The sequence below is a fragment of the Cellulosimicrobium sp. Marseille-Q4280 genome (assembly GCF_943181405.1).
Lineage (GTDB): Bacteria > Actinomycetota > Actinomycetes > Actinomycetales > Cellulomonadaceae > Cellulosimicrobium.
Genome location: NZ_CALPBY010000001.1, coordinates 673,032 through 693,410, shown reverse-complemented (window position 1 = coordinate 693,410; position 20,379 = coordinate 673,032). Strand labels below are relative to the sequence as shown.

The 20,379-nt window shown below is 71.4% G+C and carries 13 protein-coding genes; 11 read left to right on the top strand and 2 right to left on the bottom strand.

Going from position 1 to position 20,379, the window contains the following annotated elements; genetic code table 11:
* Window positions 1–60 precede the first annotated feature (60 nt).
* Entirely contained in the window at window positions 61–3,108 is a 3,048-nt protein-coding gene (locus NFS20_RS03080; protein ID WP_251150259.1) for a glycoside hydrolase family 3 protein, read from the bottom strand.
* Between the two features lie 294 nt (window positions 3,109–3,402).
* Between NFS20_RS03080 and NFS20_RS03075 the strand changes: the two genes are divergently transcribed.
* Genes NFS20_RS03075 through NFS20_RS03065 form a run of 3 tightly spaced genes read left to right on the top strand, consistent with a single transcriptional unit; the run spans window position 3,403 to window position 7,095 of the window.
* Window positions 3,403–5,046 (top strand): extracellular solute-binding protein, encoded by a 1,644-nt coding sequence (locus NFS20_RS03075; RefSeq protein WP_251150258.1) that lies wholly within the window; start codon window positions 3,403–3,405, stop codon window positions 5,044–5,046.
* A gap of 7 nt (window positions 5,047–5,053) precedes the next feature.
* Entirely contained in the window at window positions 5,054–6,103 is a 1,050-nt protein-coding gene (locus NFS20_RS03070) for an ABC transporter permease (RefSeq protein WP_502800771.1), read from the top strand.
* Window positions 6,100–7,095, top strand: a complete 996-nt coding sequence (locus tag NFS20_RS03065; RefSeq protein ID WP_251150257.1) for a carbohydrate ABC transporter permease — start codon at window positions 6,100–6,102, stop codon at window positions 7,093–7,095. The genes NFS20_RS03070 and NFS20_RS03065 overlap by 4 nt, the downstream gene beginning before the upstream one ends.
* 109 nt (window positions 7,096–7,204) lie before the next feature.
* Here the strand turns inward: NFS20_RS03065 and NFS20_RS03060 are convergent, their stop codons facing one another.
* Window positions 7,205–8,209 (bottom strand): LacI family DNA-binding transcriptional regulator, encoded by a 1,005-nt coding sequence (locus NFS20_RS03060; RefSeq protein ID WP_251150256.1) that lies wholly within the window; start codon window positions 8,207–8,209, stop codon window positions 7,205–7,207.
* A gap of 552 nt (window positions 8,210–8,761) precedes the next feature.
* On the opposite strand from NFS20_RS03060, the gene NFS20_RS03055 reads away from it, so the two are divergent.
* The 8 genes from NFS20_RS03055 to nrdF all read left to right on the top strand — a co-directional run bounded on the left by NFS20_RS03055 (window position 8,762) and on the right by nrdF (window position 20,344).
* A complete protein-coding gene (locus tag NFS20_RS03055; protein ID WP_251150587.1) occupies window positions 8,762–10,753 on the top strand; it encodes a beta-galactosidase in 1,992 nt (663 codons plus the stop codon).
* The gene (yicI, locus tag NFS20_RS03050; protein WP_251150255.1) at window positions 10,750–13,053 is read left to right on the top strand and encodes an alpha-xylosidase; all 2,304 of its coding nucleotides are present in this window, start codon (window positions 10,750–10,752) and stop codon (window positions 13,051–13,053) included. Before NFS20_RS03055 ends, yicI begins: the two co-directional genes overlap by 4 nt.
* 106 nt (window positions 13,054–13,159) lie before the next feature.
* A complete protein-coding gene (locus tag NFS20_RS03045; RefSeq protein ID WP_285821094.1) occupies window positions 13,160–14,656 on the top strand; it encodes a GH1 family beta-glucosidase in 1,497 nt (498 codons plus the stop codon).
* 920 nt (window positions 14,657–15,576) lie between these two features.
* Window positions 15,577–15,822 (top strand): glutaredoxin-like protein NrdH, encoded by a 246-nt coding sequence (nrdH, locus tag NFS20_RS03040; protein WP_154798230.1) that lies wholly within the window; start codon window positions 15,577–15,579, stop codon window positions 15,820–15,822.
* A gap of 114 nt (window positions 15,823–15,936) precedes the next feature.
* A complete protein-coding gene (nrdI, locus tag NFS20_RS03035; RefSeq protein ID WP_251150254.1) occupies window positions 15,937–16,368 on the top strand; it encodes a class Ib ribonucleoside-diphosphate reductase assembly flavoprotein NrdI in 432 nt (143 codons plus the stop codon).
* A gap of 32 nt (window positions 16,369–16,400) precedes the next feature.
* Window positions 16,401–18,542, top strand: a complete 2,142-nt coding sequence (nrdE, locus tag NFS20_RS03030) for a class 1b ribonucleoside-diphosphate reductase subunit alpha (RefSeq protein WP_285821100.1) — start codon at window positions 16,401–16,403, stop codon at window positions 18,540–18,542.
* Between the two features lie 15 nt (window positions 18,543–18,557).
* On the top strand, window positions 18,558–19,367 hold the full coding sequence (locus NFS20_RS03025) for an NUMOD3 domain-containing DNA-binding protein (protein WP_251150253.1): 810 nt from the start codon (window positions 18,558–18,560) through the stop codon (window positions 19,365–19,367).
* A complete protein-coding gene (gene nrdF / locus NFS20_RS03020; RefSeq protein WP_251150252.1) occupies window positions 19,364–20,344 on the top strand; it encodes a class 1b ribonucleoside-diphosphate reductase subunit beta in 981 nt (326 codons plus the stop codon). Before NFS20_RS03025 ends, nrdF begins: the two co-directional genes overlap by 4 nt.
* The last annotated feature ends 35 nt before the right edge of the window (window positions 20,345–20,379 follow it).

The window sequence follows — 20,379 nt, the reverse complement described above, 5'->3', positions numbered from 1 at the left end:
GGTCCGGTCCCTCCCGGCGGTCCTGCTCGTCGGCGCGTCCCGCCCGTCGCGCCGTGCGGCTCAGCCGTCCGACGCGGTCCCCGCGAAGCGGACCGCCCCGAGCCGTACGCCTGCGGGCACGACCACGCGCACGTCGTGGGCCTCGGCCCGGCCGTGGGCCGGGCCGTCGGCCTGTCGCGCGGGTGGGCCGTCGACACCGCCCGCGACCTCGTGCCACCGGTGGCGCACCGGGGTGTCGCCGTCGTTCCCGGCGACCTGTCCGGGCTCGACGACCGCGAGCGCGACCCACGCGTCGTCCGTCCCCGACGCCCGCACCTCGACCTGCACGGGGCGTGCCGCACCCGGCCCGGTCCGGGCGACGTCGAGCACGACCGTCCCCACGCCGGTGAGGTCCACCCGGTCGAACGCGACCCACCCGTCGCGGCGTCCCGGCGCCACGTCGACGGCCCACCCCGCCTCGGCCGTCCTCTCGGCGGTCACGACCCCGTCGTACGCGCTGAACGCGTGGGCCAGGAGGCGCAGGCCCGGACCGTGACGGGGAGCCGGGTCGACGCCGTCGACCCGGAGCGTCGCGCGGACGGGGAGCTCGGCGCTCGACGGGCCCGCGGCGAGGACGTAGGTAGCCCCCTGCACACGGAACGCCCCGACGTGCAGGTCGGGGTCGGCGCCGGCGAGCAGGTCGGCGAGCCGGTCGTCGGCGGGGGTCGCCGTCACGTCCCACACCGCGAGGCGCGCGAGGTCGACGGCGAGCGTCACCTCCCGGCGCTCGCCGACGTCGAGCCGCACGCGCGCGTGCGCGACGAGCACGCGTCGCGGCGCGGGCACGGGAAGGCCCGCGGGGGCGAGGGCGTAGAGCTGGACCAGCTCCTCCGCGGGGCGGTCGCCGCCGTTGTGCACGACGACGCGCGCCACCACCCGACCCGCGTCCGGCACGGCGCGCGCCGACCAGGCGGCCGGGGCGTCGACGCTGCCGCGGTCGAGCCCGACCGACGCGTACGTCACGCGGGAGTACGTCAGGCCGTGCCCGAACGCGAACGCCGGCTCGCGGTCCGCGTACCGGTACGTCGCCCCCGCACGCTGGACGTCGTACTCGAGCAGCGGGCCGACCTGGTCCTCGGCGGCCGGCCACGACTGCGCGAGGCGACCCGACGGCTCGGCGTCGCCGGACAGGACGTCGACGAGCCCGGGGCCGAGCTCCTGGCCGCCGTGCGACGACCAGACGACCGCGGCGGCGTCGTGCGTCGCCGGACCGAGGACGTACGGGTAGCTCGACATGACGACGAGGGCGGCGCGCTCGGAGACGTCCCGCGCCGCGCGCCACACCTCCTCGGCCGCCGACGGCAGGGCGAGGTGCGGACGGTCCTCGGTCTCGCGGCCCGCGAGATGCGGGTCGTTGCCCACGACGACGAGCACGGCGTCCGCGTCGCACGCGGCCTGCGCGACTGCCTCGTGGCCCGCGCGGACCGTGCGCCAGACGAAGCGCTCGGCCCCGTCCGGCCCGGAGGCCTCCGCGACGAGCAGGCCCGAGCCGTGCTGCACGCGCAGCCACCGTCCCGAGGCGACGTGCTGCAGGGACCACGTGCCGTCGCCGTGCAGGTGACGCCGGAAGCTCTCCTGGACGACCCAGCCGCCCACGCGGTCGGCGTCGGCCGACACGATCCACGAGGCCCCGCTGAGCAGGCGACCGGTCGCGACCGAGCGCAGCGTGAGCACGCCGTCGCCCCAGTCGGTGACGTCCAGGTGGGCGCTCGCGCCGGCGGTCGCGGAGCTCGCGGTGACGACCGCCGGGTCGTCGCCGACCTCGAGGTAGGCGCCCGTGGTGGTCGAGCGCAGCGCGACGCGGTCGGAGCCGTCGGCGACCGTGACCTCGGCGTCCGGGTAGCGCGCGGCGACGGCCGCGGCCACCGACGTCGTGTACGGCGGGGTCCCGGAGTACCAGTCGTGCAGCACGCGGTCCGCGAGCGGTCCGACGACCGCGACCCGCGCCGGGGCCGCCGGGAGCGGCAGCACGGGCGCCCCGGTGCCGGCAGGGTCGTTGCGCAGCACGACGACCGAGCGCGCGACGGCCTCGCGCGCGAGCGCCCGGTGCGCCGGCAGGTCGAGAGCGTCCGGCCCGACCCCGGACCAGGGGTCGTCGGCGACGTCGAGCTCGCCCGTGCGCAGGCGCAGCTCGAGGACCCGCAGCGCCGCCCGGTCGACGTCGTCCTGCGAGATCAGCCCCTGCTCGAGCGCGACCCGCAGGCGCTCGAGCGTGAGGTGCGGGTCGGCGTCGTTGTCCGTGAAGGAGTCCACGCCCGCGCGCAGCGACGCGGCGTGCGAGGCGACGTGGTCGGGGAAGTACCGCTCGCCGACGACGAGGTTCGTGGGCGCCGCGGCGTCGGAGACCACGGCGATCGATCCGTCGGTCCACGAGCGCATCTCGTCGAGGAGACCGCGCGCGACGTGGTTGGGCCGGCCGTTCGTGAGGTTGTACCCGGGCATGACCGCGCCGGCCGTCCCGTCGGCGAGCGGGCCGCGGAACGCCGGGAGCTCCCACTCGTGCAGGAGGCGCAGCGGGACGTGCGAGCTCGTGACGGCGCGGTCGGTCTCGCTCGAGTACGCGAGGAGGTGCTTGAGCGTCGGGACCGTCCGCCACACGCGCGGGTGGTCCCCGCGCAGGCCGCGCCCGTAGGCGCTCGCGAGCCAGGCCGTCACGTGCGGGTCCTCGGAGAAGCCCTCCTCGTTCCGGCCCCAGCGCGGGTGCCGCAGGGGGTTGACGACCGGGGCCCACACGTTGAGGCTCACGGTCGCGTCCGCCGCGTGCTTGGCGCGCACCTCGGTGCCGACGGCCTCGCCGACGCGGCGCAGCAGCTCGGGGTCCCACGTCGCCGCGAGGCCGACGGGCTGGGGGAAGACCGTCGCCGTGCCGAGCCACGAGACGCCGTGCAGCGCCTCGGTGCCGGTGCGGAACGGCGCGAGCCCGAGGCGGTCGACGGCCGGGGCGTGCTGGTGCAGCAGGGCCAGCCGCTCGTCGGGCGTGAGCCGCTCGAGGAGGTCTGCCGCCCGGACCGGGACGGGCAGCTCCTCGCGCAGGTACGGGGGTACGTCGGTGATCGCCTCGGGCGGCACGGCATCGTCCTTCCTGGCACGGGATCACGTCGAATTCGTGTTCGAAACGGTTCGACGCCGCGTCGCGACCGTGCGACGCATCGCGCCCATGGTGCCACACGTCTCGGGCCGGACAGCGGCGGCCGTACCGAGACCGGACGGTGACCTGACGAGTCTTGCACTGGGCCGAGGCAGCCCGTACTCTCCGTTGAAGCGCTTCGACATCACCGAGCATGTCGAGGCTGCCCGGGGGCCCGGGCACCGGAGGGCGGCAGAGCGGCAGCCCTCCCGAGGTCACGAAGGAGTGCGACGTCGATGAGGGCATTCAGGCACGGAAACGGCCGGCGCTGGAGCGCCGTCCTCGCGGCTGTGGGAGCGGTCTCACTCACGGCGGCGTGCAGCGGCGGGGGCGGCGGCAACGTCGCCGACCCGGACCAGCAGGTGGGCAACGACGCCGTGCTCCCGAACCACGTCCCGGTCGAGTACGTCGAGCCGGACTTCCCGAGCGTCGAGGGCTCGACGGCCGGCTTCGAGACGGTGCCCGAGGAGTTCGTGCAGGTCTTCGACTCCCCGCCCGGCTCCGGTGGCTCGTACACCGTCATGACGCCGCTGTGGGGGACCATCCCCCCGACCGAGGGCAACCAGTACTTCGACGCGGTGAACGAGGCGATCGGCACCGACCTCACGTTCCAGATCTCCGACGGCAACACCTACGGGGACAAGCTCGCCGCCGTGCTGGCCTCGCCGAAGGACGTCGCGGACTGGGTCACCATCCCGTCGTGGAACGTCCCGCCGCGCTTCGGCCAGGCGGTCGACACGATCTTCACCGACCTCACGCCGTACCTCGAGGGCGACAAGGTCGAGGCCTACCCCAACCTCGCGAACATCCCGACGGACGCGTGGCGCGCGTGCATGTGGAACGGCAAGCTCTACGGCCTGCCGCTCCCCGGCGAGCTGGTCAACGACGCGACGTTCTACCGCGCGGACCTCCTGCCCGAGGGCACGGAGCTGCCGACGGACGCGGACGAGGCGCTCGAGTTCGTCTCGTCGCTCAGCGACGCCGACGCTCGCCAGTGGGGGAGCAACGACCTGTGGATCCTCGCGACGCAGATGTTCTCCGTTGTGCCGAAGTGGACGCAGGACGAGGAGGGCAACCTCGTCCACCGCGTCGAGACGCAGGAGTACCGCGACGCGCTCGAGTGGATCGCGACGCTCTACGCGTCCGGCGCCGTGCACCCCGACGCGGTCGCCGAGTCCGGTGACGGCAAGGAGCGGTTCGAGTCCGGCCAGGTCCTCGTGACCTCGGACGGCGTCGGGGCGTGGCACGAGGCGCTCGGCCGCAACCTGCCGTCGAACCCCGAGTTCTCGCAGCAGCCCCTCCCGCTCATCGCGGCCGACGGCGGCGAGCCGAAGATCTTCAAGGGCGGCGCCGCGAGCATGTGCTCGTACCTCAAGAAGACCGACACCGAGGGCGCGATCGAGGAGCTCCTCTCCGCGGCCGACTTCCTCGCCTCGCCGTTCGGCACCGCCGAGTACCAGCTCGTCAACTACGGCGTCGAGGACGTGCACTACACGCTCGACGACAACCGCCTCCCCGTCGCCACCGAGCTCGCCGCGACCGAGGTGCAGCCGTCGTACATCTTCCTCGTCGGCCCGCCCATGGTGAACGCCAAGGTCCAGTACCCGGGCTTCGTCGAGGACTTCACGACGTGGATGGCCGACGCCGCGCCCTACGTCGAGGAGCCGCTCTTCTACGGTCTGCAGATCACCGAGCCGGCGCAGTACGCGTCGCTCGGCCAGCCGTTCGAGGACCTGGAGAAGGACATCGCCCGCGGGCGCAAGTCCCTCGACGACCTCGACGCGGCGGTCGAGACCTGGCGGACGTCGGGCGGTGAGGAGCTGCGCGCGTACTACCAGGAGATCCTCGACGGCGGGTCGGCAGAGACCGACGGCGAGTGAGCTCGTCGTGAGCACCGAGATCTCCGACGTCACGGACGCGCCGAGCGCGGACGCGGCGACGAAGGACCCCTCCGGCCCGGCGGGCACGCCGGGCCGGAGGGCCCGCACGGCGCGGCCGGCACGACCGGACGCGGCCGGGCAGCGTCGTCTGTCGTGGCGGGCGCGGTTGCGCCGCGACCGGTCGCTGCTCCTCATGACGCTGCCGGGCGTGCTGCTGCTCGTCGTGTTCGCCTACGTCCCGATGCTCGGGAACGTCATCGCGTGGCAGAACTACTCGCCCTACGTCGGCATCCTCGACTCGCCGTTCGTCGGCTGGTGGAACTTCGAGCGGGTCTTCACGAACCCGCTGTTCCTCGAGGCGGTGGGCAACACGCTCGCCATCACGGCGTTCCAGCTCGTCTTCTACTTCCCGATCCCCATCGCGCTCGCGCTCCTGCTGAACAGCGTCATCACGCCCGCGATCCGGACGACCATCCAGTCGATCGTCTACCTGCCCCACTTCTTCTCGTGGGTGCTCGTCGTGACGATCTTCCAGCAGCTCTTCGGCGGCGCCGGGCTCGTGAACCGGGTCCTCGCCGAGCACGGGTACGCCGGGTTCGACCTCATGACGAACCCCGACACGTTCCTCGTCCTCATCACCATGCAGTCGGTGTGGAAGGACGCGGGCTGGGGGATCATCATCTTCCTCGCCGCCCTGAGCACGGTCGACCCGGCGCTCCACGAGGCGGCGGCGATGGACGGGGCGGGCCGGATGCGCCGCACGTGGCACATCACGCTGCCCGCGCTGCGGCCCACGATCGTCCTGCTCCTCATCCTGCGCCTGGGCGACGCGCTCACGGTCGGGTTCGAGCAGCTCATCCTGCAGCGCGCCGCAGTGGGTTCCGAGGTGTCGGAGGTCATCGACACCTTCGTCTACTACCAGGGCGTCGTCAACGGCGACTGGGCATTCGCCGCGGCGGCCGGGCTCGTCAAGGGTCTCGTCTCGCTCGCGCTCGTCCTCGGCGCGAACAAGCTCGCGCACGTCTTCGGTGAGGCAGGGGTGTACAAGAAATCATGAGCATCACCAACGACACGGGGCAGGGGCCCCTGAGCCACCCCGACGCTGTGCCGTTCCCGGCTCCGCCGACGGCGGCTCGTCGCCGGCGGCGCCGCTCGCCGCACCGCGCGGCGTGGGAGGGCACGCCGAGCCCGTTCGGCCAGGCCGGGAAGGGGCTGGCGCTCCTCCTCATCGTGCTGGTCGTCCTCTTCCCCCTCTACACGGTCGTCCTCACGTCGTTCTCGACGCAGGCCGACATCAACCGCTCGGGCGGGATGGTCGTCGTCCCCGGCGACTTCACGACCGCGGCCTACCAGCAGATCCTGTCCGGCGGCATCGTCACGCGGGCCGCGATGGTCTCCATCGTCGTCACGACGATCGGCACCGTGCTCTCCACGGTGGTCTCGGTCCTCGCGGCCTACGGGCTCTCGCGGCCGTCGAGCCTGGGGCACCGGACGATCTTGTTCGTCTTCCTCATCACGATGTTCTTCGGCGCCGGCATGATCCCGACGTACCTGCTCGTGAGCAACCTCGGCCTCATCGACAGCCTGTGGGCGCTCATCCTCCCCGGGGCGGTCTCGGCGTTCAACGTCCTCATCCTGCGCAACTTCTTCATGAACATCGACGCGTCCATCACGGACGCGGCCCGGATCGACGGGGCAGGGGACTGGCGGATCATGGGGCAGATCGTCGCCCCGATGTCGAAGGCGGCGATCAGCGTGGTCGCGCTGTTCTACGGCGTCGGCTACTTCAACGCCTTCTTCAACGCGATGCTCTACATCAACGACAACGCGAAGTGGCCCCTGCAGCTCGTGCTGCGCTCGTACGTCCTGCAGGGCGTCACGCTCCCGGGCAGCGGCACGGGCCAGGTCGACGTCGCGACGGGTGCGGTCACGGGCCTGCCGGTCAAGATGGCGATCATGGTGCTCGCAGTGGTCCCGATCCTCCTCGTCTACCCGTTCGTGCAGCGCCACTTCACGAAGGGCGTGATCTTCGGGGCCATCAAGGGCTGAGCACGGCCCGGCAGCCCGACGGGCCGGTCGACCGGACGGCGCACGCCCCTGCGCCGGCCGGTCGGCCGCTCGTCGTGGTGCGGGGCTGCGGTCGTGGTGCGGGGCCGCGTCAGCGGGCAGCCGCGCGCGTCGACCCGCGCTCGGTGAGGACCGGCGTGAGCAACCGGGTCTCGGCGGGCTCGTCGTCCTCGATGCGGGCCATGACCATGTCCACCGCGACGTGGCCGATGCGCTCCGCGGGGATGTCGATGCCCGTGACGGGGACCACCTGGGCCGCCGCGACGTCCGCCGGGCTGATCGTCACGACCGAGAGGTCGTCGGGGACGCGGCGGCCCCGCTCCGCGAGGCGTGCCAGGACGTGGGGCAGCGCGGCCTCGTTGTGCACGAGGAGGGCCGTCAGGTGCGGTTCCTGCTCGAGCAGCGCGTCGACGGACGCGACGACCCCGTCGCGGGCCGTCGGGGTCTCGACGGTGCGCGCGTGCACGTCCTCGTCGCGCGCGGCGACCGTGAAGCCGCGCAGCACGCGGTCAGCGTACGAGGTGTGGCGCGCGACGACCTCGGGCGGCGGCCCGAGGAACGCGACCCGGCGGTGGCCCAGGCGGGCGAGGTGCTCGAGACCGAGCCGTCCGGCGGCCTCGAAGTCGAGGTCGACGCAGCTGAGCGTCCCGGGGTCGGCGGGCAGCCCGATGAGGACCGCGGGCTGGCGCAGGCGCGCGAGGCTCGGCAGCCGCTCGTCGTGCGCCTCGACGTCCATGACGACGATCCCGTCGACCATCGACCCGGAGCCGACACGCTCCGCGCCGGACACGTCGTCCTGGGTCAGCAGGAGGACGTCGTGGGAGTGCTCGCGGGCGCGCAGGAGCACGCCCGAGACGAACTGCATGATGACGTTGACGTCGACGCCGGCGCGCAGCGGCGCCATGAGGGCGAGGACGTTGGTCCGGGACGAGGCGAGCGCGCGCGCCCCGGCGTGGGGGCGGTACCCGAGCTGCTGGATCGCCTTCTCGACGCGACGGCGCGTGGGGGCGGAGATGCTGCGCTTGCCCGACAGCACGTAGGAGACGGTCGACGCGGAGACCCCGGCCGTCCGTGCGACGTCCTCGATGGTGGCCACTGCTTCTCCTCAGCTGACGGGATCGCGGCGGTCGAGACCGGCTCGACCGCGCGATCGCTCGGGGGACACGGTAGCGCCTGGCGCGGCGCTCGGGGCGTCGGACCTCGGTCGACGGCGCTCGCGGACGGTGCACCGTCCGGTGGCCGGGCCGCCAGGGCCGTCGACGACCGAGGGAAGCGCTTCGATCCTCCGGGCGTGCGAGCGTGCCTGAAGGAGCTCGCGGTCCGGGGCCCACGGCGCGTCGCCCGGGCTCGGTGGGAGGTGGTCGGCGACGGCGCCGGTCATGGGGCAGATCCTCTGCTCGTCGGGACGATCGCGCTGTTCCGAGGGTGGGTCGGGACGACGACGTCGCGGCCTGCGGGTGATCCTCGGGGATCGCCCGGCGGCGTCCTGGACAAGGGCGTAGGTCACAGGCTAGCGTGTTGAAACGCTTCGACGATGGCATCCCTGCCGCGTCGTCGTGAGACACGACGGAGGTAGGCGACGGTGCCGACGAACGCGATCGACGCATCCCCGCACGGCCGGGGGTTCGCGGCCCTCACGCCGGACGGGATGCGCTTCGGGGGCGACTACAACCCGGAGCAGTGGCCCGCGCACGTCTGGCGCGAGGACGCGCGCCTCATGCGCGAGGCGCACGTGAACCTCGTGACCGTGGGCGTCTTCTCCTGGGCGCGCTACGAGCCGTCGCCGGGGGCCCGTGACTTCGCGTGGCTCGACGAGGTCCTCGACGTGCTCGGCGAGCACGGTGTCGGCGTGGACCTCGCGACGCCCACGGCCTCGCCGCCGCCGTGGCTCGGCGTCCTGCACCCCGACACGCTGCCGGTCGACCCGGACGGCGTGCGGCTCGTGGCGGGCTCGCGCAACCAGTTCAGCCCCGCGTCACGCGTGTACCGCGAGCACGCGCTCGCGATCACCGACGCGCTCGTCGCGCGGTACGCCGCGCACCCCGCGGTGCGCATGTGGCACGTCGGGAACGAGTTCGGCCAGGTCTGCTACGGCGACGAGTCGGCCGCCGCGTTCCGCGCCTGGCTCGAGCGTCGCTACGGGACCGTCGAGGCGCTGAACGCGGCGTGGGGCACGACGGTGTGGTCGCAGCACTACGCCGACTGGTCCGAGATCGTGCCCCCGCGCCGCACGGTCTACCACGTCAACCCGTCGCAGGCGCTGGACTGGCGCCGGTACTGCTCCGACCAGCTCCTCGCCCTCTATCGCGAGCAGCGGGACCTGATCCGCACCTACGACGCCGAGCGTCCGGTCACGACCAACTTCATGGGCTTCTTCCCGGGCATCGACCCGTGGACGTGGGCCGAGGACGTCGACGTGGTCGCGGACGACGCGTACCCGGACCCGGGCGACCCGCGCGCACCGGCCGACGCCGCACTGACGCAGGACCTGATGCGCTCGCTCGGCGACGGCGCGCCGTGGCTGCTCATGGAGTCCGCGACGAGCGCGGTGAGCTGGCGCCCCCACAACCTCCCGAAGTCCCCCGAGCGCTCGCGGCTCGAGTCGCTCCAGGCGGTCGCCCGCGGCGCGGACGGCGTGTGCTTCTTCCAGTGGCGCGCGTCGCGCAGCGGCGCCGAGCGCTTCCACTCGGCGATGCTCCCGCACGCCGGACCCGAGACCCGCGTGCACCGTGGCGTGCGACGCCTCGGCGCGGACCTCGCCCGCCTCGCCCCGGTCGTCGGGGGACGGGTCGCGGCGGACGTCGCCGTCGTCGTCGACTGGCCGTCGTGGTGGGCGAGCGGCGAGGTCGCCCGCCCCACGGACCGCCTCGACGCGCTCGAGCAGCTGCGCGCCTGGTACCGCGTGCTGTGGGCGCGCGGCGTCGCGTGCGACCTCGTCCCGGCCGGGCGCGACGTCTCCGGCTACCGGGCCGTGCTCGTCCCGCAGCTCTACCTCCTCGACGAGGCCGCGGCGGACGCGCTGCGTACGGCGACGCACGCGGGGACGACGCTCGTCGTCGGGCCGTTCACCGGCGTCGCGGACGAGAACGCGCACGTGCGCACCGGGCGCTTCCCGGCGCTCCTGCGCGACGTCCTCGGCGTCAGCGGCGAGGAGTGGGTCCCGCTCCCGGACGACGGCGTGGGTCTCGACGTCGCGGCAGACCTCTCCGCGGGCCCCGCCCCGCGGGCCGGCGTGCTGGGCGAGCTCCTGGAGGCCGAGGGCGCCGCGGTCCTCGCGACCTTCGCCGACGGTCATCTCGCCGGCGGTCCCGCCGTGACCCGGCACGCGTACGGGGCCGGCGACGCCTGGTACGTCGCGACCGTCCCCGACGAGGACCTCCTCGGCGACGTCCTCGGTGCCGCGCTCGACCGCGCCGGCGTCGCACTCGTCCTCCCCGGGGCGGGCGACGCCCCCGGTGTCGAGCTCGTGCGCCGCGGCGACGTGCGCTTCGTGCTCAACCACACCGCCGGGCCGGTCACCGTGCCCGTCGACGGCCACCACCTCGACCTCCTCACCGGACGACCGGTCGACGACGCCGTGCACCTCGCCGCGCACGACGTCGCCGCGCTGGTCGACCATCCCACCGAAAGGACGCCATGAAGTTCACCGACGGGTACTGGCAGCTGCGACCCGGGGTCAGCATGCTGCGCCCGCGCTCGATCGACGAGGTCGTCGACGAGGGCGAGCGCCTCGTCGTGCACGCGCCCACGGCGGTCGTCGCGACGCGCGGCGACACCCTCAACCAGCCGGTCGTCACCGTGACCTTCGACGCGCCCGCGGAGGGCGTGATCGGCGTCCGGATCGAGCACCACCGCGGGCGCCGCGACCGCGGACCGCACTTCGGTCTCGACCGCTCGACGGGCGGCGCCAAGGTCGCGCTGCCCGAGCTCATCGGCGCGCCCGAGGCCACGATCACCTCGGGCGGGCTCACCGCGCGCGTGCGGACCGACGGCCCGTGGCACGTCGACTTCGAGGCCGAGGGCACGGTGCTCACCTCGTCGACAGACCGCAGCATCGGGATCGCGACGACGTCCGACGGGCGCTCGCACGTGCACGAGCAGCTCGCCCTCGGCGTGGGGGAGCACCTCTACGGGCTCGGGGAGCGGTTCGGGGCGTTCGTCAAGAACGGGCAGAGCGTCGACGTGTGGAACGAGGACGGCGGGACGGCGAGCGACCTCGCGTACAAGAACGTGCCGTTCTACCTCAGCGACAAGGGCTACGGCGTCCTCGTGGCCCACCCCGAGCGGGTGTCGTTCGAGCTCGGGACGGAGGTCGTCTCGCGCGCGCAGTTCTCCGTCGAGGGCCAGGCCCTGCAGTACTACGTCATCCAGGGGCCGACGCCCAAGGACGTGCTGCGTCGCTACACGGCCCTCACGGGCCGGCCCGCGCGCGTCCCGGCATGGTCGTACGGGCTGTGGCTCTCGACGTCGTTCACGACCGACTACGACGAGGCCACGGTCACGAGCTTCGTCGAGGGCATGGCCGAGCGTGAGATCCCCCTGAGCGTCTTCCACTTCGACTGCTTCTGGATGCGGCAGTTCCACTGGTGCGACTTCGTCTGGGACCCGAGGACCTTCCCGGACCCCGAGGGGATGCTCGCGCGCCTGCGGGGGCGCGGCCTGCGCGTCAGCGCGTGGATCAACCCCTACATCGCGCAGCGCTCCCACCTGTTCGACGAGGGGCGCGAGCGCGGCTACCTCGTGACGACGCCGGCGGGCGACGTCTGGCAGTGGGACCTGTGGCAGGCCGGCATGGCGCTCGTCGACTTCACCAACCCCGAGGCCAGGGCCTGGTACCAGGAGAAGCTGCGCGGCCTGCTGCGGCAGGGCGTGGACTGCTTCAAGACCGACTTCGGGGAGCGCATCCCGACCGACGTCGTGTGGCACGACGGGTCGGACCCGCAGCGCATGCACAACTACTACACGCACCTGTACAACGAGGCCGTGTTCGAGGTGCTCGAGCAGGAGCGGGGGAGCGGCGAGGCCGTGCTCTTCGCCCGGTCGGCCACCGCCGGCGGGCAGCAGTTCCCGGTGCACTGGGGCGGTGACTGCGAGTCGACGTTCGTCGCGATGGCGGAGTCGCTGCGCGGCGGCCTGTCGCTCGCGCTGTCCGGGTTCGGGTACTGGAGCCACGACATCGGCGGCTTCGAGGGCACGCCCGACCCGGCGGTGTTCAAGCGCTGGGTCGCGTTCGGCATGCTCTCGTCGCACTCGCGCCTCCACGGCTCGGACTCCTACCGGGTCCCGTGGGCGTTCGACGACGAGGCCGTCGACGTCACGCGACGGTTCACGCGCCTCAAGATGTCGCTCATGCCGTACCTCGCCCGGCTCGGCGAGGAGGCGCACACCGACGGCGTGCCCGTCATGCGCCCGATGGTGCTCGAGCACCCCGCGGACCGCACCGCGGCGCTCGTCGACACGCAGTACATGCTCGGGGACGCGCTCCTCGTCGCCCCGGTGTTCCGTGCCGACGGCCAGGTCGAGTACTACGTCCCGGAGGGAACGTGGACGCGGCTCGTCGACGGCGCGCCGGACGGTCCCGCCGGGACCCTCCCGGCGACCGTGACGGGGCCGCGCTGGGTCACCGAGACGCACGGCTTCGACTCCCTGCCGGTGCTCGTGCGGGCGGGGTCGGTGCTCCCCGTCGGTGCGCGCGACGACGCCCCCGAGTACGACTGGGCCGACGGCGTCACGCTCCGGGCGTTCGCGCTGCCCGACGGCTACGAGGGCGACGTCGTCGTCCCGAGGCCGGGCGGCGCATCGGCCACGTTCCACGTCCGGCGCGACGGCCAGGTGCTCACGGTCGCGTCCGACGACGCTCCCGGCAGCTGGTCGGTCGAGGCCGACGGCGCGACGGCGGCTGCCGCCGGCCCCGGGTCGGTGACGCTCGTGCTGCCCTGACCGAGGTACCCTGGGAAGACCGGCATGGAAGCGCTACCACGCCGGTCTTCCACCGCCCCCCGCACCGGGGCCGCCCAGGCCCCGGCACCCGATCAGCGAGGATCTCGTGACGACCGACACCCCCACCCGTCCCGCCGGGGCCACGCCCGGCACCAGCCCCGAGCCCACGCCGTCGGGCCGCGCCTTCCCCCCGGACTTCGTCTGGGGCTCGGCCACCGCCTCGTACCAGATCGAGGGCGCCGCCGCCGAGGGCGGACGCACGCCGTCGATCTGGGACACCTACTCCCACACGCCGGGACGCATCCTCAACGGCGACACCGGCGACGTCGCGGACGACCACTACCACCGGTGGGCGGAGGACGTGCAGCACATCGCCGACCTCGGCCTCGGCGCGTACCGCTTCTCCATCTCCTGGTCGCGCGTGCAGCCCGGCGGCACCGGACCGCTCAACCCCGAGGGCGTCGCGTTCTACTCGCGCCTCGTCGACGCGCTCCTCGAGAAGGGCGTCAAGCCCGTCGTCACGCTCTACCACTGGGACCTCCCGCAGGAGCTCGAGGACGCCGGCGGCTGGGCCAACCGCGACACGGCCTACGCCTTCGCGGAGTACGCCCGGCACATGGCGCGCGAGCTCGGCGACCGCATCGACACGTGGACCACGCTCAACGAGCCCTGGTGCTCCGCCTACCTCGGCTACGGCTCCGGCGTCCACGCGCCCGGTCGCACCGAGCCCGCGGCGGCGCTCGCGGCCGTGCACCACCTCAACCTCGCCCACGGCCTCGCCGTCGCGGCGATCCGCGACGAGCTCGGCGAGGACGTCAAGACGTCCGTCACGCTGAACCTCCACGTGATCCGCCCGGACGACCCCGCGAACGCGAACGACCTCGACGCCGTCCGGAAGATCGACGCGCTCGCCAACCGCGCGTTCCTGGGACCGATCCTCGACGGCGCCTACCCGGCCGACCTGCTCACCGACACCGCCCACGTGAGCGACTGGTCGTTCGTGCACGACGGCGACCTCGAGCTCGTGCGCCAGCCCGTGTCGATCCTGGGCGTCAACTACTACTCGACCGTGCGCGTGCGCCACTACGACGGCACCGGCGAGCGGGCCGAGAACGACGGCCACGGCGCATCGACCCACAGCCCGTGGATCGGGGTCACCGACGTCGAGTTCGTCCAGCAGCCCGGCCCCTACACGGCGATGGGCTGGAACATCGAGCCCGCCGGCATGACCGAGCTCCTCGTGTCCGTCGCGACGACCTACCCCGACCAGCCGCTCATGGTCACCGAGAACGGCGCCGCGTTCGACGACGAGGTGACGACCGCGGCCGACGGCACCCAGCGCGTGCACGACGACCGCCGCGTCGCCTACCTGCACGACCACGTCGACGCCGTCGGTGCCGCCGTCGACGCCGGCGCGGACGTGCGCGGCTACTTCGCGTGGTCGCTGCTCGACAACTTCGAGTGGGGCTACGGGTACGACCGCCGCTTCGGCATCATCCGCGTCGACTACGAGACGCTCGAGCGCACGTGGAAGGACTCGGCGCACTGGTACCGCCGGCTCGCGACGTCGAACGTGCTTCCGGGCGTCGACGAGACCGCCTGACCCGTGTCGCAGGGCCCGTCTCCGGTGTGCACCGGGGGCGGGCCCTTCGCGTGCGTGGGTCCGCGGACGGGGCTCTGCGGGTGTAGGGCCGCGGACGGGGCTCTGCGGGTGTGGGTCCGCGGGCGGGCCTCCGCGGGCGGGGTCGCGGGTCTACCATCCGGCCGCTCGTTCCTCGCGGCCTCCCGCCAGACCCTCCACGACCCGCGACCCCGCCCGCTCCGGCCCGCCCGCTCGTCCGTCGGCTCACCGTCGCCGCGAGGTCGTACCCCGGCCGCGCGAGGTCGTACCCCGGCCGCGCGAGGTCGTACCTCGGTAGCGGGAGGTAGTACCTGGTAGGGCGGGGTAGGCCCGTGGTCGCGTGGTCCCGCGGGTCGTTCTCATCTGCCGCAGGAGGGGCGGTTCGGGGTGACGTATGTCGCAGATCGGTCGGCTGGTCGCTCGACGGCGCGACACGCCGACGGATCGCGACACGCCGACGAGTTCTGCGGTTCGGGTGTCCGGATTGGGGCGTTCTGGTGGGCCGTCCGAAGTGGCCGCGTGTCGGTCTGCGGGGGCGTCCGCGGGCCTGCACAGGGTGTGGACCGACGTCGTCCCCACCCTGTGGACGACGGCGCGCGGGCCGCGTCACGACGCGGTTCTCGACCCCGCGGAGCGGTGGACGACGGGGTGTGGAAGGGCGTGTCAGAGGGGCCTGGGACCATGGATCCATGGCTGCTACCACACTCCGCGGGGTGAAGTTCAGACACGACATGTAGTGGGGTGGCAGTGTCCGAACCCCTAGGTATAGTGGTTGCACACCCAGGGGGCGCAGGCTCTCCGGGGAATCACACAGACGTAGTTCCAGCGGTGTCCTTCGAGGTCAGAGACTCTTCTCCCTCCCCGAGGACCGGGCCCAGGACGAGAAGCGAGGAGTCACCACCATGAGCGTCACGGTCTACAGCAAGCCGGCTTGCGTTCAGTGCGACGCGACGTACCGCGCTCTCGACAAGAAGGGCGTCGAGTACACCGTCGTGGACATCAGCCAGGACGCCGAGGCGCTCGAGCTGGTGCGCGGGCTCGGCTACCTGCAGGCGCCCGTGGTCGTGGCCGGCGACGAGCACTGGTCGGGCTTCCGCCCCGACCAGATCAACGCCCTCGCGCAGAAGGTCTCCCCGGTCGTCGCCTGACGACGATCGGCCGGGCGGGCCGGAGACGGCGCCGCCCGCACCGCCGAGGCGGCGAGAGCCGCCTGGCAGCACGACAGCAGGTCGCGAGCACAGCAGGACGGAGGTGCGGTCCCCGTGGGGTCGCTCGTCTACTTCTCCAGCGTCAGCGAGAACACGCACCGGTTCGTCCAGCGGCTCGACCTGCCGGGCCTGGGCATCGACGTGCGACGCATCCCGACGCGACCCACCGAGGGGTTCCTCCGGGTCGACGAGCCGTACGTGCTCGTGGTCCCGACCTACGGGGGCGGCAACGAGGGTGGGGCCGTCCCGCGTCAGGTCGTGAAGTTCTTGAACGACGTCCACAACCGGTCGTTGATCCGCGGCGTCATCGCCGCGGGCAACACCAACTTCGGCGAGGCGTACTGCATCGCCGGCGACATCATCTCCGCGAAGTGCCAGGTGCCCTACCTGTACGCCTTCGAACTCCTGGGAACAGCCGAGGACGCCGCGCGCGTCCGCGACGGATTGGGACGATTTTGGCAACGACAGTCACAGATTCCGGCGTGATCTCCGAGAGCGCAGGGACGGGCGACGTCGCGCTGGCGGCGCAGAAGGTGTCGCTGTCGAGCGCGCAGCTCGACTACCACGCGCTCAACGCGATGCTCAACCTCTACGGCCCGGACGGCGAGATCCAGTTCGACAAGGACCGCGAGGCCGCTCGCGCCTACTTCCTGCAGCACGTCAACCAGAACACGGTCTTCTTCCACGACCTGCAGGAGAAGCTCGACTACCTGGTCGAGAACAAGTACTACGACCCGGCCGTCCTCGCGAAGTACGACCGCGCGTTCGTGAAGTCGCTGTTCGAGTTCGCGTACTCCAAGAAGTTCCGGTTCGAGACGTTCCTCGGGGCGTTCAAGTACTACACGTCGTACACGCTCAAGACGTTCGACGGCAAGCGCTACCTCGAGCGCTTCGAGGACCGCGTGTGCATGGTCGCGCTCGGTCTCGCCGACGGCAACGAGCAGCAGGCCCTCGACATCGTCGAGGAGGTCATCTCGGGCCGCTTCCAGCCCGCGACCCCGACGTTCCTCAACGTCGGCAAGGCGCAGCGCGGCGAGCCCGTGTCCTGCTTCCTGCTGCGCATCGAGGACAACATGGAGTCCATCGCGCGCGGCATCAACTCCGCGCTGCAGCTCTCCAAGCGCGGCGGCGGCGTCGCCCTGCTGCTCAGCAACATCCGCGAGCACGGCGCACCGATCAAGCACATCGAGAACCAGTCGTCCGGCGTCATCCCCGTGATGAAGCTGCTCGAGGACTCGTTCTCCTACGCCAACCAGCTCGGCGCGCGCCAGGGCGCGGGTGCGGTGTACCTCCACGCGCACCACCCGGACATCCTGCGGTTCCTCGACACCAAGCGCGAGAACGCCGACGAGAAGATCCGCATCAAGACGCTGTCGCTCGGCGTCGTGATCCCGGACATCACGTTCGAGCTCGCGAAGAAGAACGAGGACATGTACCTCTTCTCGCCGTACGACGTCGAGCGCGTGTACGGCGTGCCGTTCGCCGACATCTCCGTCACGGAGAAGTACGACGAGATGGTCGACGACTCGCGCATCCGCAAGACGAAGATCAAGGCCCGCGACTTCTTCCAGACCATCGCGGAGCTCCAGTTCGAGTCCGGGTACCCGTACATCATGTTCGAGGACACGGTGAACAGGGCGAACCCGATCAAGGGCCGCATCACCCACTCGAACCTGTGCTCCGAGATCCTCCAGGTGTCGACGCCGTCGACGTTCAACGAGGACCTCTCGTACGAGCACGTCGGCCGCGACATCTCCTGCAACCTCGGCTCGCTGAACATCGCGAAGACGATGGACTCGCCCGACTTCGCGAAGTCGATCGACACCGCGATCCGTGCGCTCACCGCCGTCTCGGACCAGACGAGCATCGAGTCGGTCCCCTCGATCAAGCGCGCCAACGAGGGGGGTCACGCCATCGGCCTCGGGCAGATGAACCTCCACGGCTACCTCGCGCGCGAGCGGATCCACTACGGCTCCACCGAGGGCGTGGACTTCACGAACATCTACTTCTACACGGTCGCCTACCACGCGATCGCGGCCTCCAACCGGCTCGCGATCGAGCGCGGGCGCGCGTTCGCCGGCTTCGAGGACTCGAAGTACGCGACCGGCGAGTACTTCGACAAGTACACCGACGGGGTGTGGGAGCCGGAGACCGAGCGCGTCCGTGCGCTGTTCGCCGACGCCGGCGTGCACATCCCGACGCAGGACGACTGGAAGGCTCTCAAGGCCTCCGTCATGGAGCACGGGATCTACAACCAGAACCTCCAGGCCGTCCCGCCGACCGGCTCGATCTCGTACATCAACAACTCGACGTCGTCGATCCACCCGGTGCCGTCGAAGATCGAGATCCGCAAGGAAGGCAAGATCGGCCGCGTCTACTACCCGGCGCCGTACCTGACGAACGACAACCTCGAGTACTACGAGGACGCGTACGAGATCGGGTACGAGAAGATCATCGACACCTACGCCGCGGCGACGCAGCACGTCGACCAGGGCCTGAGCCTGACGCTGTTCTTCAAGGACACCGTGACGACCCGCGACGTCAACCGCGCGCAGATCTACGCGTGGCGCAAGGGCATCAAGACGCTCTACTACATCCGTCTCCGCCAGATGGCCCTGGAGGGGACCGAGGTGGAAAACTGCGTCTCCTGCATGCTGTGAGCTGAGGAAGTAGCGATGATCGACGAACTCCTCGCGGTTCGAGCGCCCGTCGGACTCGTGTACGGCGTCCGCCTGCGCGAGTCCGACGAGTACCGCTACGTCGGCCTCACGACGAAGACGACGACCCGTCGGCTTCGTCAGCATCTGCGCAACGCGCGTGACGAGAAGAAGACGCCGTTCTGCGACTGGCTGCGCAAGCACGGGGAGGATGCGGTCACCGTCGACGTCCTGGAGGTCGTTCGGGCTGACCTCGATTCGCTGGGCGAGTCCGAGATCGAATGGATCGACTTCCTCCGGGTGACTGGTCATCGGCTCTTGAACGTGTCGGAGGGCGGTCTCGGCCCGACGGGCGTCGTCTGGACTCCGGAGCAGCGTGAAGCAGCGCGTCAGAGGTCTACGGGTCGCCAAGGGCTGAGCAGACCAGGAGAGCTGAACCCGTTCTACGGGGGCAAGCACTCGGACGAGCAGCGTGCTCGCTGGTCGGAACAGCGCAAGGGAACGTTCGTCGGGCCCGAGAACCCGAACTTCGGGAAGTTCGGACCCGATCATCCGAGCTATGGCCACACGGTGTCGGAGGAAACCCGTGCGTTGCTGTCGGCCATGCGTCGCGGGGAGCTCAACCCGAACTTCGGCAAGACGGCGAGTGCTGAGACCCGAGCAAAGCGCTCTGCGGCTCAGAAGGGCGTCCCGAAGCCGTCGAGCGCACGAAGCGCACACACGCGCCATCACACCAACAAGGGCCGAACCAGCCCGACGTGCAAGTTCTGTATCGCTGACGCGGAGCAGCAGGTGACGCGTCCACCAGAAGGAGAGAATCCGGCATGACTCCCACCGGGAAGCTCAAGCTCATCGATCGCGTGAGCGCGATCAACTGGAACCGTCTGGAGGACGAGAAGGACCTCGAGGTGTGGGACCGCCTCGTCGGGAACTTCTGGCTGCCGGAGAAGGTGCCGGTGTCCAACGACATCCAGTCGTGGCACACGCTCACCGCGCAGGAGCAGGAGCTCACGATGCGCGTGTTCACGGGCCTGACGCTGCTCGACACGATCCAGGGCACCGTCGGCGCCGTGTCGCTCATCCCGGACGCGATCACGCCGCACGAGGAGGCGGTGTACACCAACATCGCCTTCATGGAGTCGGTGCACGCCAAGAGCTACTCGTCGATCTTCTCGACGCTGTGCTCGACGCGCGAGATCGACGACGCGTTCCGCTGGTCGGAGGAGAACCCGAACCTGCAGCGCAAGGCCGAGATCGTCATGGAGTACTACAAGGGCGACTCGCCGCTCAAGCGCAAGGTCGCGAGCACGCTCCTCGAGTCGTTCCTCTTCTACTCGGGCTTCTACCTGCCGATGTACTGGTCGTCGCGCGCCAAGCTGACGAACACGGCCGACCTCATCCGCCTCATCATCCGTGACGAGGCCGTGCACGGGTACTACATCGGCTACAAGTACCAGAAGGGTCTGGAGAAGCTCTCTCCGGCCGAGCGCGAGGAGCTCAAGGGCTACACGTTCGAGCTGCTCTTCGAGCTCTACGACAACGAGGTGCAGTACACGGAGGACCTCTACGACGGCGTCGGTCTCACCGAGGACGTCAAGAAGTTCCTGCGGTACAACGCCAACAAGGCGCTCATGAACCTCGGCTACGAGGCGCTGTTCCCCAAGGACGAGACCGACGTCAACCCGGCGATCCTCTCGGCCCTGTCGCCGAACGCCGACGAGAACCACGACTTCTTCTCGGGGTCCGGCTCGTCGTACGTCATCGGCAAGGCCGTGAACACCGAGGACGACGACTGGGACTTCTGACCCGTCCTCGCTCCGTAGCGACGACGACGGCCGCC